We start from the raw sequence: 16,639 nt of genomic DNA on the forward strand, positions 1-16,639 counted from the left end.
GTAAGGCAAAATGGTTTGGTGACCCAACACCCGCAGCGCCCCGCCTCACCCGCCTCGCCCGCCTCCGGTCCGTCCGCGAAGACCGGCTCACCACAGACCGGCACGCCGCACACCCAGGAGTCCGGCATCGCCGCCCAGATCGCCGGCGAGCTCGGCGTCCTGCCGTGGCAGGTCAAGGCCGCCGTGGATCTGCTCGACGCCGGGTCCACCGTGCCCTTCATCGCCCGCTACCGGAAGGAAGCGACCGGCACCCTGGACGATACCCAGCTCCGCGAGTTGGAGGAGCGGCTGCGCTACCTGCGCGAGCTCGAGGACCGCCGCCGGAGTATCCTCGAGGCGATTGCCGCCCAGGGCGCGCTGACCCCGGAATTGCAGGCCGCCGTCGTCGGCGCCGACACTAAGTCGCGGCTGGAGGACATCTACCTCCCGTTCAAAACCAAGCGGCGCACCAAGGCGCAGATCGCCCGCGAAGCCGGACTGGAGCCGCTCGCCGACGCCCTGCTCAAGCGCCCCGAACTGGACCCGGAGCGCGAGGCGGCCAAGTACCTCAACGCCGAACACTCGATCGGGGACCCGGCCGCGGCGCTCGCCGGTGCCCGCTCCATCCTGGTGGAACGCGTAGCGCAGGACGCCGACCTGGCCGCCACGCTCCGGGAACGGCTGTGGACCCAGGGCCGGATGGTGTCCCGGGTGAAGAAAGGCAAGGAAGCCGAAGGCCAGAAATTCAAGGACTACTTCGAGTTCTCCCAGCAGCCGGCCGGAATGCCCTCGCACCGTGTCCTGGCGCTGCTGCGCGGAGAAAAGGACGGCGCGCTGGAGCTGGACCTCGCCGAGGCTGATCCGAACGACGACGCCGCCCTCACCGCCGCCCGCGGCCGGTACGAGGCTGCCGTGGCCAGGTTCCTCGGGGTTGCCGACCGCGGCCGCCCCGCCGATGCCTGGCTGCTGCAGACCGCCCAGCTGGCCTGGCGCTCGCGCGTCCTGGCGCGGCTGACGGCAGACCTGCGCAGCCGGATGTTCGCCGCCGCCGAGGACGAGGCCGTGCGTGTGTTCGCCGCGAACCTGCGCGATGTGCTGCTCGCCGCGCCGGCCGGGAACCGCGCCACCCTGGGCCTGGACCCGGGACTGCGCACCGGCGTCAAGGTCGCCGTGGTGGATGGCACCGGCAAGGTGGTCGCGACGGACACCGTCTACCCGCACGCCCCGGCCCGGAAATGGGACGAGGCGCTGCGGACCCTCGTGGGCCTCGCCACGAAGCACGGGGTCGAACTCGTCGCGATCGGCAACGGCACCGCGTCGAGGGAGACGGACAAGCTCGCCGCCGAACTGCTCAAGCAGCTCTCCTCCGGGCCGGAAAACAAGCCGCAGAAAATTGTGGTGTCCGAGGCCGGGGCGTCGGTGTATTCGGCGTCGGCGCTCGCCGCGGCGGAGCTGCCCGGCATGGATGTGTCCCTGCGCGGCGCCGTCTCGATCGCCCGGCGGCTGCAGGACCCGCTCGCGGAGCTGGTGAAGATTGAGCCGAAGTCGATCGGCGTCGGGCAGTACCAGCACGACGTCACGGCCGCGAAGCTGGACCGCAGCCTGGACGCGGTGGTCGAGGACTGCGTGAATGCGGTGGGCGTGGACGTCAACACCGCCTCGCCCGCACTGTTGAGCCGGGTGGCCGGGGTCGGGCCGCTGCTGAGCGAGAACATTGTGGCGTACCGGAACGAGCACGGGCCCTTCGCCAAGCGCAGCGAGCTGAAGAAGGTCCCGCGGCTGGGCGCCAAGGCGTTTGAGCAGTGCGCCGGCTTCCTGCGGATCACCGGGGGAGCGGAGCCGCTGGACGCCTCCAGCGTGCATCCGGAGGCCTACCCCGTGGCCCGGAAAATCAAGGCGACTGCCGGTAAAGCGCCTGCTGCGGGAAGCTTTGCGGCGCTGAATCCGCAGGACTTCGTGGACGGCTCCTTCGGCCTGCCCACCGTGCAGGACATCATCGCCGAGCTCGAGAAGCCCGGCCGTGACCCGCGTCCGGCCTTCGCGGCGGCAGCGTTTTCTGAAGGCATCGAGAAGATCTCGGACCTCAGGCCCGGCATGGTGCTGGAGGGAACGGTGACCAACGTGGCCGCGTTCGGCGCGTTCGTCGACGTCGGGGTGCACCAGGACGGGCTTGTGCACGTCTCGGCCCTGGCCAACCGCTTTGTCTCCGATCCCCGTGAAGTGGTGAAGTCCGGGCAGGTGGTCCGGGTCAAGGTGCTGGAGGCGGATCCGGAGCGGAAGCGCATCTCGCTCACCCTCAGGCTCGACGACGAACCGGCCTCCGGCGGTCGTGCGGCGGGCGGCCGCAGTGCCGGAGACCGCCCGGCCGGCGGTCGTGCGGACTCGCGGCCGGAACGTCCACGGCAGCCGGCGGCGCAGGCGCAGTCGACCCAGTCGTCGACCCAGTCGTCGACCCAGCCGTCGAATCAACCGTCCGGGAAACCGGCAGCCGACCGGCGGACGCCGGGCAGGCAACCGCAGAAGCCGGCCCCCACGCCGTCGCCGGTCAACACCGCGATGGCCGAGGCACTCCGGAAGGCCGGCCTGGGCAAGTAGCGCCCGGTGCGGCTGCCGCACCACCGTTCGTCGCGGATTCCCTACCGCTTGGCGCATAAGTAGTACGTTTGCTGACGATCTGCACCATGATTGCCGGAGGCAACGGCCCTCTACCGGAAGCTCGGTCAGAGGCCCTGGCAGAGGGCCGTTTCCGCAATGTGCTGGACACCGATGTCCGTTGACGAGCAGGGGAGTACTTATGGGTTGGCTGGACCGCGAACGAACCATCGCCCCGCCGGGATTTAACCGGTGGCTCGTCCCCCCGGCAGCCCTCGCGGTGCACCTGTGCATTGGCCAGGCCTACGCGACGAGCGTCTACAAGACCGCGCTGGTGAAGCACTTCGGCGCGAGCCTGACCGAGATCGGCGTGATCTTCTCCGTTGCGATCGTGATGCTGGGCCTCTCGGCCGCCATCATGGGCACCTGGGTGGACAGGAACGGGCCCCGCAAGGCGATGTTCACCTCCGCCGCGTTCTGGGCGAGCGGCTTCCTGATCGGCTCCCTGGGCATCTTCAGCCACCAGCTCTGGCTCGTCTACCTCGGCTACGGCGTCGTCGGCGGCATCGGACTGGGGATCGGTTACATCTCCCCGGTCTCCACCCTGATCAAATGGTTCCCGGACCGGCCCGGACTGGCCACGGGCATGGCGATCATGGGGTTCGGCGGCGGCGCCCTGATCGCCAGCCCGGTCTCCACGGCCCTGCTGAAAATGTACGATCCCAACTCCGGGGCCAAGGGCTGGGTGGCCAGTGGTGAGTCGGTGGGCAAGCTCTTCCTGACCCTCGCCGTCGTCTATCTGGCCTACATGATGTTCGGCGCGTTCACCATCAGAGTTCCGGCCGAGGGCTGGAAACCGGCAGGTTTCGACCCCGCAAAGGTCAAGGCCGCCTCGCTGGTCACCACGGACAACGTCTCCGCCCGGAACGCGGTCAAGACCAGGCAGTTCTGGCTCGTCTGGATCGCCCTGTTCTGCAATGTCACGGCAGGGATCGGCATCCTTGAGCAGGCCGCTCCGATGATCCAGGACTTCTTCCGCCAGCCCGACGGCACGTCCCTGGCCAGCGCCGCAGTGGCCGCGGGCTTCGTGGGGCTGCTCTCGATCGGCAACATGTCCGGCCGCTTTGCCTGGTCCGCCACCTCCGATGTCACAGGCCGCAAGCGCATCTACATGGTCTACCTAGGCGTCGGCGCCGTGCTCTACACCGTGCTGGCGCTGGCCGGCTCTACGTCCACCGTCCTCTACGTGGCCCTCGCGTTCGTCATCATCTCCTTCTACGGCGGCGGGTTCGCGACGGCCCCCGCCTACCTGCGCGACCTCTTCGGCACGTTCCAGGTCGGAGCCATCCACGGCCGGCTCCTGACGGCCTGGTCCGCGGCGGGCATCGCCGGGCCGCTGATCGTCAACGCTTTCCTGGACGCGCAGGGCAAGCCCGGTGCGCTCAACGCCGCGTCCTACCAGCCCGCCTTGCTGACCATGGTGGGGCTGCTGGTGATCGGTTTCGTGGCGAACCTCTTGGTCACGCCGGTGGACGCACGATTCCACGAACCACGTCCTGGCCGCGTCCGGGCCGAAGAACCTGCCTTGGAGGGCTGAAATGAGTACTGCACAGAGTTCGGTCACACCGTCCACTGGGAGGTTGGTCATCGCTTGGGGGCTTGTCGGCGTGCCGCTCGCGTATGGCGTCTATGAGACCCTCACCCGCGTGGCGGCCCTGTTTGGCTGACACCGTGGTGGCAGAAGTCTTCGGTGGTAGTTCGCGCGCGGTGAGTGTGCCGTTCACACGCCCGGAGGCGTTTACCACCCGCCCCACGCTGCAGGGCACGTTTGGGATGAGCGCGTCCACGCATTGGCTTGCGACGGCGGCGGCCCAGTCCGTGTTGGAGCGCGGCGGGAACGCCTTCGACGCCGCGGTGGCGGGAGCGTTCGTGCTCCATGTGGTGGAGCCGCACCTCAACGGGCCCGGCGGAGACATGACCGGGATCTTCGTCACCGCGGACCGGCCGGAGCAGCCCATAGTCCTGATGGGGCAGGGCCCGGCGCCGGCCGGGGCCACCGTGCAGCACTACGTGGCCGAAGGCCTGGACCTCGTTCCGGGATCGGGTGCCCTGGCCGCCGCGGTGCCTGCCGCCGTCGACGCCTGGCTCCTGCTGCTGCGTGACCACGGGACGTGGGAGCTGGACGCGGTCCTGGACTTCGCGATCGGCTACGCGCGGGACGGCCACCCGATGCTCGGCCGGGTCGGAACCACCATCGCGGCCGTGTCCGCGCTGTTCGAGGCGCACTGGCCCACGTCCGCTGAGCTGTGGATGCCGGGCGGCCGAATCCCGGTTGAGGGCGAGCTGGTGTGGAACCCGGCCTATGCCCGCACCCTGGAACGGCTCGTGCAGGCCGGAGTTAGGGAATCCACCCGCGAGGCGGGAATTGATGCGGCCCGCCGCGAGTGGCGGGAGGGGTTCGTGGCCCGCGCCATGGTGGAGTCGGTTCAGTCCCCGCACCGGCATTCCTCGGGCACGGATCACCGCGGAGTGCTCGCCCTGGACGATCTCGCGGGATTCGAGGCCGGGTATGAGGCGGCCGCCACTGTGGAGTTCCGGGGCCACACGATCGCCAAGACCGGGCCGTGGGGCCAGGGGCCGGCGCTGCTGCAGACCCTGGCCATCCTGTCCGGCTTCGAGGACCGGTTCCTTGATCCGTCCACCGAGCTCGGGGCGCACACCGTACTGGAAGCGCAGAAGCTCGCGCTCGCGGACCGGGAGGCGTACTACGGCGACACAGACGTGCCGCTCGATTACCTCTTGTCGGAGGACTACTGTGCCGGCCGCCGGGCGTTGATCACGGAACGGGCCTCCCACGACTTCCGGCCTGGCACCGTGCCCGGGCTGGCGCCGTACATGCCGCCACTGCGCACCAATTACACGCCGCCGGCGCTCGCGGGCCATGCCTCCGCGGCCGGACTCGGCGTCGGCGAGCCCACCGTGACACCCGCGGGGGAGACCCGCGGCGATACCTGCCATATCGACGTCGTGGACCGCTGGGGCAACATGGTCTCCGCCACGCCGTCCGGCGGCTGGCTGCAGTCCTCCCCGGCGATACCGGAGCTGGGCTTCTGTCTGGGCACCCGGCTGCAGATGACCTGGCTGGAGCCCGGCACGCCGTCCACGCTGACGCCCGGCAAACGCCCGCGCACCACCTTGACGCCCACGCTCGTGCTGCGGCACGGCCACGCCGTGACCGCGCTGGGGTCGCCCGGCGGCGACCAGCAGGACCAGTGGCAGCTGCCGTACCTGCTGCGGACCATCGTGGGCGGGTATTCGCCGCAGCAGGCCATCGACGCACCGACGTTCCATACGACGTCGGTGCCCGGGTCCTTCTGGCCGCGCACCTGGGAGCCCGGTGGCGCCGTCGTCGAGGACCGGCTCGGTGAGGACGTCATCGCGGGGCTGGAACGCCGCGGGCATGTGGTCAGCCGGGCTGGTGACTGGGCGCTGGGGCGGTTGTCCGCCGTCGTGCGGGATCCTGAGACCGGGATCCTGCAGGCTGCCGCAAATGCGCGCGGTGCGCAAGGGTACGCCGCGGGCCGGTAGCGGTTGGCGGTGCGTAGCGGTGGAGCTGAGGAATGCTCGCTTCCTAGCCGGAAGCCTTGAGCCGGTCCATGAAGCGGAGCGACTCGGCAACTATCTGCTGCTGCGCCTCGTTGCGGCTGATGCCCGGCTCGCCGTCCCCGGGCTGCCCACCGTAGTCACCGAAGAACGCGTGCACGCCGCCCACAACCGTTGCGTAGGTGGTGGTTGGCGGGAGCAGGGACCTTGACGCCGCGATCTTGTCCGGCGTGCTCAGGCCATCGTTTGAGCCGGAGATGGAGAGCACCGAGAGGCCCTGCGCGTCCGCCATGTTCTCTGCGGGGTACGAAGCAAAGAGCAGCAGCCCGGCGACGTCGTGATTCGCCGCCGCGAAGGATGATGCGCTCACGCCGCCCAACGAATGACCACCGACGGCCCAGGAAGTGATTTCGGGATGCCGGTCCATGGCTGCACGGGCCTGGGTGGTGTCCAGCAGGGAGACGCCAAGGGGTGGTTTCAGGATGACGACTAGATGACCCGCGTCCGCGAGCGGCTGCAGCAGCTCCTGATAGGCGTGCGCGTCGACCCTGGCGCCGGGGTAGAAGACGAGACCCGTGGTGGCTTTGCCCGCCGGGGCAAGGGTGATCGAAGTGGCGTCTTCTGCAGCCTTTGGCCCGGCTGGCGCGGTCGCGGTGGGTCCATTGGCCGGGACCGCCTTCTCCCGGTCGGGTTGGTGGGGGAACGGGCTAAGCCACATCAGCGCCGCCACGAAACCGAGGACCGTGAGCCTGCCTGCGATCCCGCGGACCAACTGCCAGGTGGAAATGTCACCGCTACGCTGCTGTTTGCCGCCGAACCACCAGCGTCTGACCAGAATCAGCGCCCAAAGAATCCCCAGTGCGACGGCGGCCACCAGGAGAGTTGGCAGGGCGGGGTGGCTGCCGAGGACGGCCGGGTTGCTGAGCAGCATCCAGAGCGGGACCACTATCAGGGCGGCCGCCGCGAGAGCGCCGCTCCCGTTCAGGATCGAGGACTTCCAGGAAGTGGGGTGGGGCCCTGTGGGGCCGGGGCCGGGGGTTTCGGTGGGGTTCGCAGGACGAAAAGGCTGGCCTTCCTTCACGGTTTGATGATAACCCCCGGCAGCGGAACCCATAGGGGTCCGGCGCGACAAAACCCCGTCACCGGCTCGATCAGCGGCCGCTGCGCCCCACCCAGAGCCCATGCAGCAGCGGAAGCACCGATGCGATCATCAGGACATTGCCGAGCACCATGTCATCCGCGCGGACCACGGAGCCGGATACCAGCAGGGCGCCGAAGATCAGCGCCGATGCCGATCGCTGCGCCGTGCGGTCAAGCCGTCCCAGCTGCCGCTCAAGGCGCGGATTTGCTACCGACAGTGAACCGTCCTCGAGCCGGGTTAGCAGCCCATCAAGACGCTTCGGCAGACCCAGCGCCATCCCGGCGGCATCGAGCGCCTGCTGGGCAACGTCCTGCACGATGTTGCCGCGCTCGTCGCGCAGCAGCTGCGCCGCATAGGGTTCGACCGAGTCCCACAGATTGAACCGGGCGTCCAGCGAGCTGCACACCCCCGACGTCAGTGACATCGCCCGGATAATGAGCAGGAAGTTCTCCGGCATCTGGAACGGCAACGAGCGGACCACGTCACCGAACTCCACCGCAAAATCACGGAACTCCCGGGGGTCAACCTCGCGAAGCTCGGCGAAGCCCATCCCGCCAAAGCGGGCAAAGAGGTGCGTCATCGCCCGCTCAAGCTCGACCGTGTCGGCTGAGGGCACCAACACCCCCACGTCGCTGATCGCGGTCATCAACCCTTTGCCGTCACGCGAAGCGGCAGCGATGAGCAGCTTCCGCAGACCGCTGCGTGTGCTCGCCGGAACCTCGCCCATCATGCCGAAGTCGATGAATGTCAGCTTCCATGGGTGCTCCGTGGATGGATCGGCAACCGGCGTGACAAAGATGTTCCCCGGGTGCGGATCGGCATGAAAAAAGCCGCTCGTAAAAATCTGGTCGAACATGACCGAGGCAAAAACAGGGGCGACCTGGGCCGGATCGATGCCCGCCGCCAGCAGTGCCTCCGAGTCCGTGATCTTGATCGCCGTGACGTCTTCGAGGGTGAGCACGCGGCGGGTGCTCCGTTCCCAGACGACCTCGGGCACCTCCACCCGGCCGTCGTCGGCGAAATCGGCAGCGAACCGCCCCGAATTCGCCGCCTCATTCAGGTAGTCGATCTCCTCAAGACTGGTCTGCGCAAACTCCTCGACCAGGGCGGGCATGTCGGCACGATCGGACACCAGGCGCACGTGGCTGAGCCAGCCGCCCACTTTGCGCAGTGCCGCCAGGTCGACGTCGACAATGGCCTTGATGCCCGGCCGCTGCACTTTCAGTACCACGCGGTCGAGCCCGGTGTCGGCGGCGTCGCCCGGGCCAAGCCTCGCCCGGTGCGCCTGCCCGAGGGACGCTGCTGCGATCGGTGTCTCCTCGACCGAGGCGAACAACTGCTCCAGCGGCGCGCCCAGCTCAGCTTCGGCGAGGGCGCGGATCGCGGGGAACGAAACCGGAGGCACCTCGTCCTGCAGCCCCTCGAGTTCCTTGGTGATCTCGGGCGGCAGCACGTCGAGCCTAGAGGACAGGAACTGTCCGACTTTGATCATGAGGCCGCCGAGGTCGACCGCCAGCGCATGGAAGCGTTGAGCGAAGCGCCGCATCCTCTTCGCCCTGGTGCGCTCGGCAATCCGCACCAGCCCGATGCGGGGGAGGAACAGCTCGAACCACCAGGTCGCCGCGAGATGCCATGCGGCGAAGCGCAGGATGCGGCGGTAACGGGCCCGGTGGCCCCGGGCGCCGGGTCCCGGAGCTGCCCGGTCCCGGCGAACCGACATCACCCCGGTCAGCCCTGGGCGAGGATCGCGTACAGCCGGCGGCGCGCGTCATCGAGCACCGCCACGGCTTCCTGCACCTGCTCCGGCGTGCCGGTGCGTCCCACCTGGGAGGCGGCCTGCGCGAGCTCGACGCCCGCCTTGGGCAGCGCCCCGAATCCCGAGCCCGACGCCGGACCCGTCGACTCCCAGGGCGCTGACGTACCGGCACCCGCCATCTCCTCGCGGCCTGCGTCCGTCAGGGAATAGATCTTGCGGCCGTTGGATTCCTCAGCACGGATAAGGCCCTCGTCGGCCAGCAGCTGGAGGGTCGGATAGACGGAGCCGGCGCTGGGCTTCCAGGTGCCGCCGCTGCGCTCCTCGATTTCACGAATAATCTGATAGCCGTGCATCGGCCGCTCGGCGAGCAGTGCCAGCACAGCCGAGCGCACCTCGCCACGCCCCGCCCGGGAACCCGAGCGCTTCTCGAACCTCGAACGCAACTCCTCTACGGCCTGCCACATGCCGTCGACATTGTTGCCGCGAAATCCGCCTGCCGGGTAAGAACTGCGCATCATGCTCTCCTCATGGACAACCGTGAACGATATACAACGATAGCCAACGATACACGCGCAGATTTGCGAAACCAAGAGCGCCGGCGATCCACATCTTGCATCGTGATCCGACAGCCGTCAGCGTTCTTTTTTGCGGTTTCCCGGGCCTGCTGAGCGGGCTCACGGCGCTTACTTGCATGCTGCCAGGCCAGTCCTGCCTGAGTGCCCAAAATAAATCCACCGAACCATACGCTTTTCCTACTTCAGGATTGGTCGCCACGGTCGATCTGGAGATTTCGCGACGTGCAAATCACTAGCGCCGTTGAGCGCGGCGGCCGGCCTTTTGTCCTCGGAGCATTGCTGAGTATTCCCCCAACGCCTAACCCGGCACGACGATGGCCGTTGAGTACTCAACCCAATCCTCCCTCCGGCCCTCCCGAAAAAGGCGATCGGCAATCCGCTGACACTCCTGCAAGTCGCTCCAGGGGCTCCACTGATTCAGCATTGTGGTCAAAGGCCCATGTGGTTCAGAACGACTCCAACTTATGTCTGTAACTCGGAATCGCTGATTACTAATCCAGTGGGATACTCGACCCATTTTTCCAACTCGCCGTCCCGGAACAAGCGGGCCGCGACGATCTCACATTCCTGCCAATCGCGACACCATTTAGTGGTTAGAAAGTGGTCAGGCGAGTGGCTTCTGCGTCGTTACCCGTCATCCATTCCGGGCCCAACGACGCTGATCCGGGGTTCCCGAGGAAATCTGTCAGTGCCGCCTCGACAGGTCCGAGGTCGTTAACGAACCGAGAAGGAATGAAGCCCGTCGCATCACCCATCGGCACATCCACCGATTCATCCTTCGCTTGTCCGGGCCGCAACAACACCGCCCAGGAACTCTCCTGGTCAGCATCAGCATTCCGGTGACAGACCATCCCCAGCCCAACATCACCGGCCACCTCAAAACGTGCCGACCCATGCTCAACAGCCAGCCGTCCACGCAACTTCCCGTCCAAGGAATGCAGCGCAGCACCAGCCGCCTCACGTGCCTCCGCGACGGTGCTAAGGCCCCGCCCATCAACAAGCCACTCCGCCTTATTTGTGGTTTCCCGGCTCGGCTTAGCGGGCTGACGGCTCCGCTTATTCGCATGCTGCCAGGCCAGTCCTGCCTGAGTGCCCGAAATAAACCCACCGAACCACGCGATTCCGGCTGGGCCCAACACCAAACAGAGAACGAGGGAAAGCACCAAAACCAACATGGCTAGCCATCGCCAGGGCGGTGAGAAACGCAGCAACCACACACCCACGGCCAGGCCGGCGAGTAGTGCCACGACCTCCTGTGACACGTGGTCCTGAGGTCCTACCAGGATCACCGCGACCGTTGCGCTCAATAACACGCCACTAAGGATCAGAGCATTCCTTACCGGATGCTCAGCTTTTCTTCCCACAACAACCAACCCTTTCTAGGCCTGTTTTGCTCACCATCCGAGTGCGCTCTGGAGTTGGTCGCCACCGACGCCGACAGTGCCACCTCCAAAGGCGCCTCCCCACAGTCCCACGGTATTCGTCTGGTTGTAGTTAAACATGCCGTTCACAGTCCGAGGCGCAAAGTACGGCATCTGCCTTAGCGTGCTAACGCCTGTCTGGTTGAACGCCGGTATGCGCCCCACAGGTATCGCGGCAGCACCCGCTCCAAACAGGCCTGTTGCCCCGGCCTTCGCGGGGTCAATGGGATCCCCGGCGACGACGTTCTCCAGCATCGAACCTGTTCCCGCACCAACGCCACTGATGGCCATCGTTCCGGCCTTGGCAACCACGCCGGTCGACGACAATGACATCCCTCTGGCGAGGCTGCCGCCGGCCGGCCCCGCGAGGCCGCCTACGGCACCGGCGAAGCCACCACCAGCGATCTTGCCCGCAAAGTCCCAGCCGTTATTGATGCGCCCGCCTTTCTGATAAAGGTAGCTCGCGGCACTTGCACCCGCACCGACGACCCCGTTGGCGCCAGCACTTACTCCGAGCGCTGCTGCAGCCTGTCCGGCCGGCGCACCCGCGAGGACGCCCCTAGTCCACATGGCCGCGCCGCCACCTGCAGCACCGGTAGCCGCGCCTATCGCGGTGTTGCCGAGGACCGACCACCAGTCGACCGAACCCTTCTGCGATTTCTGGGAAAAGACCGAGAGGCCACCCGAGCTCAATGCCCCGGCGATAGCTCCTGCCGCGATGATGTTGAGCCCCGGCACGAACAATGCAGCAACGCCAGCGGCCACGGCGAGTCCCGCAACGACGTACTCCCAGTGGCTCCCGGCCGATTTGTCGTAGGCCTTCAGCTCGTCATCAGTGAGCGGACGCAGCCCGGTGGGGTCGGTGGTGTTGAGGGGGTTATTGCCGGCGTAGGCGTAGGGGTTGCCGTCCCAGCCCGCGCCGAGGACGGGGGAGAGAGGATCGGTGGAGAGGAAACCACGAGTAGCGGGGTCGTACGCACGTGCCCCGAGCCACTCCAGGCCAGCGATGTCCAGGCCGCCGTTGCCGGTCAGAGTGATCCCGGCGGGCAGCACACCGGCCAGCCCGGACACCGAACCCAAACCAGCGGCACCACCAACGGCAGTGCCACCCGGGCCAGGGACTGCCGGCGCGCCGATGACGGCCCAGGGGTCGGACTGGTCGGTGGGGCGGGCGGCCCGCCAGCCCGGCGCGATCCAGGCGTCCCCGATCCCGGTGACACCACCAGGCAACGAAAGGACCTGTTCACCGCCGAAGCCGGCCAGGGTGGGGATGGGGGTGGCGGTGTCCCACCACAGCTCCGACCCATCGATAGCAGCCAGCTCGCCGAGGGCGTCCACCCACAGCTCATGCCGGGAGGTTTCCATGCCGTCGGGCGTGCGGTCGGCAACGCTCTTCAACTGGCCGCTCTGACCCCACGAGTACTCGGTCCAGGACCCGTCCGGCCGGATCAGCCGGGTACGGCGGCCCAGGCCGTCATGAACATACTCAGTCCGTGAATCGTCAGCGTCCGTGACGGCGAGGAGCTGTCCAGCGGCGTCGTACTCATAGACCCGGGAGCCACCCGGCGTGGATTCCCGGACAAGGCGCCCGCCGGCGTCGTACATCCACTCGGAGACCGCAGAGGGAAGCCGCGGCTCCCCGTTCCGGGTGGTGGCGGCCGAGACCATTTGGCCGGCCCCGTCATACCCGTACTGGGTCACAGTACCGGCGCGGGTCAGGGCCGTGATCCGGCCGTCCTCGTCCCGGCCGATCAGGGTGACATCGGTCGAGAGCGGGTCAGAACGGTCCGTGCGGCTGTGCTCGGACAGGCTCCCGTAGCGGTAGGCCCATTCCTGGACCAGGTTCCCGGCAGTGGCTGCGGTGATACGCCCCGACGCATCGTGGGAGAACACGGCCTCCCCGAGCCGGGGGTTGCTGACAGCGGTCACCCGACCTGCGGCATCCCGGACATAAGTGGTGGTGGTTCCGTGCGCGTCGGTGAAACCGGTGCGGTTCCCGTCGGCGTCGTACTCCCACGACATTCCCCGGCCGCCGCGGGTACGGGACGCCAGCCGCCCGCAGCGGTCATACGCGAGCTCGTGCTCGACGGCCAGCCCGTCAGTGCCCGTGTAATCGGTAATGATTACGCGGCGGCGGATCAGGTCGCGTTCGACGCCGGCAATGAGCTTCCCGTCGAACGAGGTGGAGGATTCCCGGCCGGCCCGGTCATACGTCCAGGTTGTGGTGTGTCCGTCCGGGTCGGTCTGGGACAGTTGCCGCCCGGCGGGATCGTAGGTGGCGGTGCTCATCCGCCCGAGCGGATCGGTGACGGAATCAACCTGGTCCGTGGCCGTGTAGGTGCGGGTGGTCACCCCGCCCAGGGGATCGGTGATCCGGACCAGGCGCCCGCGGACGTCGTACTCGAACCGGGTCCGGCCGCCCACGCCGTTGACGGTCTCGGTCAGTTCCCCGGCGGTGTTGTATTTGAACCGGCGCGTGCCGTACCAGGAGTCCTGGCTGAACGTCAGCCGCCCGGCCTTGTCGTAGCCGTACCGGGAAACGCCCTGGCCGGGGGTGCGGCGCAGCACAAGCCGTCCGCACGGGTCGTACTCGAAGGTCTCGACCTCGCCCGTGGGCAGCGTCCGGGAAATGACGCGCTGATCGGCGTCGTAGGCCAGTTCCGTGACCGCGCCGAGCGGGTCCGTGGTTTTCCAAGGCCGTCCGCACACGTCGTACTCGTACCGGGTAACGGCACCGCTGGGGGAGGTGATCGACGTGATCTTCCCGGCCACGTCCCGGCCCAGGACCGTCAGGCCGCCGTCGCCGTCGACGAGCTCCACCGGGTTGCCCGCCGCGTCATAGGAGATGAGCTCCGCGGAGCCGTCCACCCCCTGGACCTGCCTGGGGCGCCCGTACTCATCGAAGCTGTACGTCGAGGATGCGAACGCGTTCGTCAGCGTCGCCGTCCCGGCCTTGCGGTCCGCGGTCGCGTCTGTGCGGACCCCGGTGGGGTCGACGACGGCGGTCAGGGCGCCGATCTTGTCGTACTCCCGTACCCAGTCATGGCCGGCGGGGTCCGTGATCCCGACCAGCCGGGAAAGCGTGTCATGGACGAAGCCCCAGCGGGCACCGTCGGGCAGCACCGCGGCGGTGACGTTGCCGAGCTCATCGAAGACCCGCTCAATGGCCCGGCCCAACGGATCGATTGTCCGGACCAGTTCACCGTTGACGGCGTATTCGAGTTCGGTCCGCCCGCCGTCCGGGGCGACGAACGCCGTCGTCCGCCCCGCCGAATCGTGTTCGAAGGCCCAGGCGGCGCCGTCCGGGTCCTCGCGCCGCACCAGCAGGCCCGCGGCGTCGTAGCTGAAACGGGTCTCAGCGCCCGACGGGCTGATGGCCGTGACCGGGCGGCCCGCATGGTCACGGACGATCCTTGCGATGTCTCCTACAGCGTTCCGTGTCGCGACCAGGTCCCCGAACCCGTCGTACTCAAAGCCGACCGTCACTCCGGCCGGGTCCACTACTTGGGCCAGTTGCCCGTTCCGCCACTGAAGCTCGGTGCGCCCGCCCAGCGGGTCCAGGATCACCGAGGGATCCCGCGACACCTCATCGGCATACTCATACGAGACGACCGACCCGGACTCCGTCACCAGCGTGGTGATGCGGTCTTGCTCATCCCAGCCGTAGGTGAGGTCCGCGCCTTCCGGGGTCACGGTCCGGGTCTTCCGGCCCCGCCCGTCGTAGGCGTGCACCGTGACCGTCCCGTCGCGCTCCGTGAACGACACCAGATTTCCGTGGCCGTCATACGCCATGGACTGACGCTGGTCATGGGAATCAAGCACCCCGACCAGGCGGCCCTTCGCATCGGCGATCCACGAGTTTGAGCGGGTACCGTCCTCATCCGAAACCACCGTGACCCGGCCCGGCAGATACGCGAACCTGGTCCGGCGCCCATGCTGGGAGGTCTGCAGGACAACCCTGCCGTGTTCGTCGTAGGTGTTCTCTGCCTCGAGAACGCCCGCAGCCGAGACCACGGCCTCGATCAGGCCCTGCTCATTCCACCGGTAGGTGCGCGTCCCCAGCCCGGTCTCCACACGCGTCAGCCTGCCAGCGGCGTCGTACGCGTACTCCACCCGGCGCCCGTCCGAGGCCCTCACCACGGCAACAAGCCCGTCCACGTACTCGACGTCGAGGAAACGGCCCCGCACATGCGCCAGCCGGGTCACCAGTCCGGCACTGCCGGCGTCAGCTGGCTCTTCCCGGAGAACGGACGCCGTCCGGCCAGGCCCGGACCCGGCACCGAGCCACACGCCGGCCAGGCTGTAAGCCCACCACGCGCCCTGGTTGTCCCGGACTACCAGGAGCTCGACCGTACCGTCAGGCAGGGAGCCCAGCTCCGCCAGGTCAGCAGCTTTTGCATGCTCGCGGGCCAGCCAGTAATTCTCTCCCACACCCCTGCCCCAGCCGGTGCCCTCCCGGGGGAAGTCCACGGCCCGGCCGTCGGCCATCACCCACCGGCAGCCCTCATCCGAGACTGTGAGGTACTGATCCAGAACCGAGGCCCACCCAGGACCAAACACCCCGGGCATCTCCAAACCTGACGCCAGCGAGTTGTACATCCGAGACAGCACCGCGTTTGAGGCAACCCCGGCGAACCCCAGATCCGTTTCCGGCTCGATGAAGTTTCCCGTTGAGGTGTTCACGGGATCATTGGCGTACCCGCTGGTCGGCATCGCACCGGCCGCCGTGGGCGGATCAATCGCCAACGAGGACCGGGTCGCACTCACCCCCGCCGCAGCGAGCGCCTCGTTCACCGCCGCGTCTGAAACACTCGACACAGCCCCCTCGCCGCCGGCGGCGGCAAATGCATCCGCAACCGTCACCGCCCATTTCGCGTCGTTCTCGTTCGCCTGCAAGTACCGCCGGTATGCGGTGATCACTCCGGACGCGTCTATTGAACCCCAGTAGCAAGCAGACGCGAACGAGGACATTTGCCCGTGCAACGAGCCCGGCTCGGCCGCCAAACCGTCGTCCAGGCCCCGCGACCCTGCCGCGAAGGACCGCAGATCAGCCGGCCGCGCCGAGGACGTCCCGCCTCCATACCCGCCACCGGGCGCCGGGGTTTCCCGTGAGCCCAGGGCCGCCGAGGCCGGAGCAAACGACGGGGCCGGACCCGGATCCGCGTTCGGCCGCTCCGACTCACCAAAAAACCAGTCCCTGGCCTGTTCGAAGCCGTTCCGGTCGTTGTGCTCCCGGACCCACTCGTTGTTCCGCCGGCGCCGATCATCCTCATCACGCCCGGCCTCGATCATCTGCCCCACATAGCCGGCGACCGTCCGCAATGCTGAGGCCAGGGCCGCCGCGTCCCCCGCAGCCGTTACTGCGTTCGCCGCGAACAGGTCCGAGAAATGGCCCTTGAAGTCCGTCTTCGCCGTGGAAACATACGAAGCTCGCGACCCCGCCTGCCCCTCAACCCGCGACGCCGCCGATTCAAATACCGACTGCACCGCCTCGGCCACGGCATAACTGAACCGCCCGCCATGAGAAGCATCCGACGCCGGCAACAGCGGCACCTCAACGAAATCGGTCACA

9 protein-coding genes are annotated in these 16,639 nt (G+C 67.9%); 4 read left to right on the forward strand and 5 right to left on the reverse strand.

What is annotated here, in order from left to right:
* Positions 1-18 precede the first annotated feature (18 nt).
* From AC1DNG_RS12675 to AC1DNG_RS12690, 4 genes are all read left to right on the forward strand, one after another.
* The gene (locus tag AC1DNG_RS12675) at positions 19-2,574 is read left to right on the forward strand and encodes a Tex family protein (RefSeq protein ID WP_476887477.1); all 2,556 of its coding nucleotides are present in this window, start codon (positions 19-21) and stop codon (positions 2,572-2,574) included.
* Positions 2,575-2,773: 199 nt separating this feature from the next.
* The gene (locus AC1DNG_RS12680) at positions 2,774-4,168 is read left to right on the forward strand and encodes an OFA family MFS transporter (RefSeq protein WP_223915547.1); all 1,395 of its coding nucleotides are present in this window, start codon (positions 2,774-2,776) and stop codon (positions 4,166-4,168) included.
* Position 4,169: 1 nt separating this feature from the next.
* Entirely contained in the window at positions 4,170-4,298 is a 129-nt protein-coding gene (locus tag AC1DNG_RS12685) for an MFS transporter small subunit (protein ID WP_263407449.1), read from the forward strand.
* 106 nt (positions 4,299-4,404) lie between these two features.
* A complete protein-coding gene (locus tag AC1DNG_RS12690; protein WP_476887550.1) occupies positions 4,405-6,159 on the forward strand; it encodes a gamma-glutamyltransferase family protein in 1,755 nt (584 codons plus the stop codon).
* A gap of 43 nt (positions 6,160-6,202) precedes the next feature.
* Here the strand turns inward: AC1DNG_RS12690 and AC1DNG_RS12695 are convergent, their stop codons facing one another.
* The 5 genes from AC1DNG_RS12695 to AC1DNG_RS12715 all read right to left on the reverse strand — a co-directional run bounded on the left by AC1DNG_RS12695 (position 6,203) and on the right by AC1DNG_RS12715 (position 16,638).
* Positions 6,203-7,255 carry an alpha/beta hydrolase gene (locus AC1DNG_RS12695; RefSeq protein WP_476887478.1) on the reverse strand — a complete coding sequence of 351 codons (1,053 nt, stop codon included), beginning with the start codon at positions 7,253-7,255 and terminating at the stop codon, positions 6,203-6,205.
* A gap of 70 nt (positions 7,256-7,325) precedes the next feature.
* Positions 7,326-9,035, reverse strand: a complete 1,710-nt coding sequence (locus tag AC1DNG_RS12700; RefSeq protein WP_476887479.1) for an ABC1 kinase family protein — start codon at positions 9,033-9,035, stop codon at positions 7,326-7,328.
* Between the two features lie 8 nt (positions 9,036-9,043).
* Complete coding sequence (locus tag AC1DNG_RS12705) at positions 9,044-9,586, reverse strand: PadR family transcriptional regulator (RefSeq protein WP_476887551.1); 543 nt, start codon at positions 9,584-9,586, stop codon at positions 9,044-9,046.
* A 653-nt stretch (positions 9,587-10,239) separates the two neighbouring features.
* Complete coding sequence (locus AC1DNG_RS12710; RefSeq protein ID WP_476887480.1) at positions 10,240-11,010, reverse strand: hypothetical protein; 771 nt, start codon at positions 11,008-11,010, stop codon at positions 10,240-10,242.
* Positions 11,011-11,040: 30 nt separating this feature from the next.
* The gene (locus tag AC1DNG_RS12715; RefSeq protein WP_476887481.1) at positions 11,041-16,638 is read right to left on the reverse strand and encodes a DUF6531 domain-containing protein; all 5,598 of its coding nucleotides are present in this window, start codon (positions 16,636-16,638) and stop codon (positions 11,041-11,043) included.
* Position 16,639: the final 1 nt, after the last annotated feature.

This window comes from Arthrobacter sp. 01T425 (assembly GCF_056398725.1).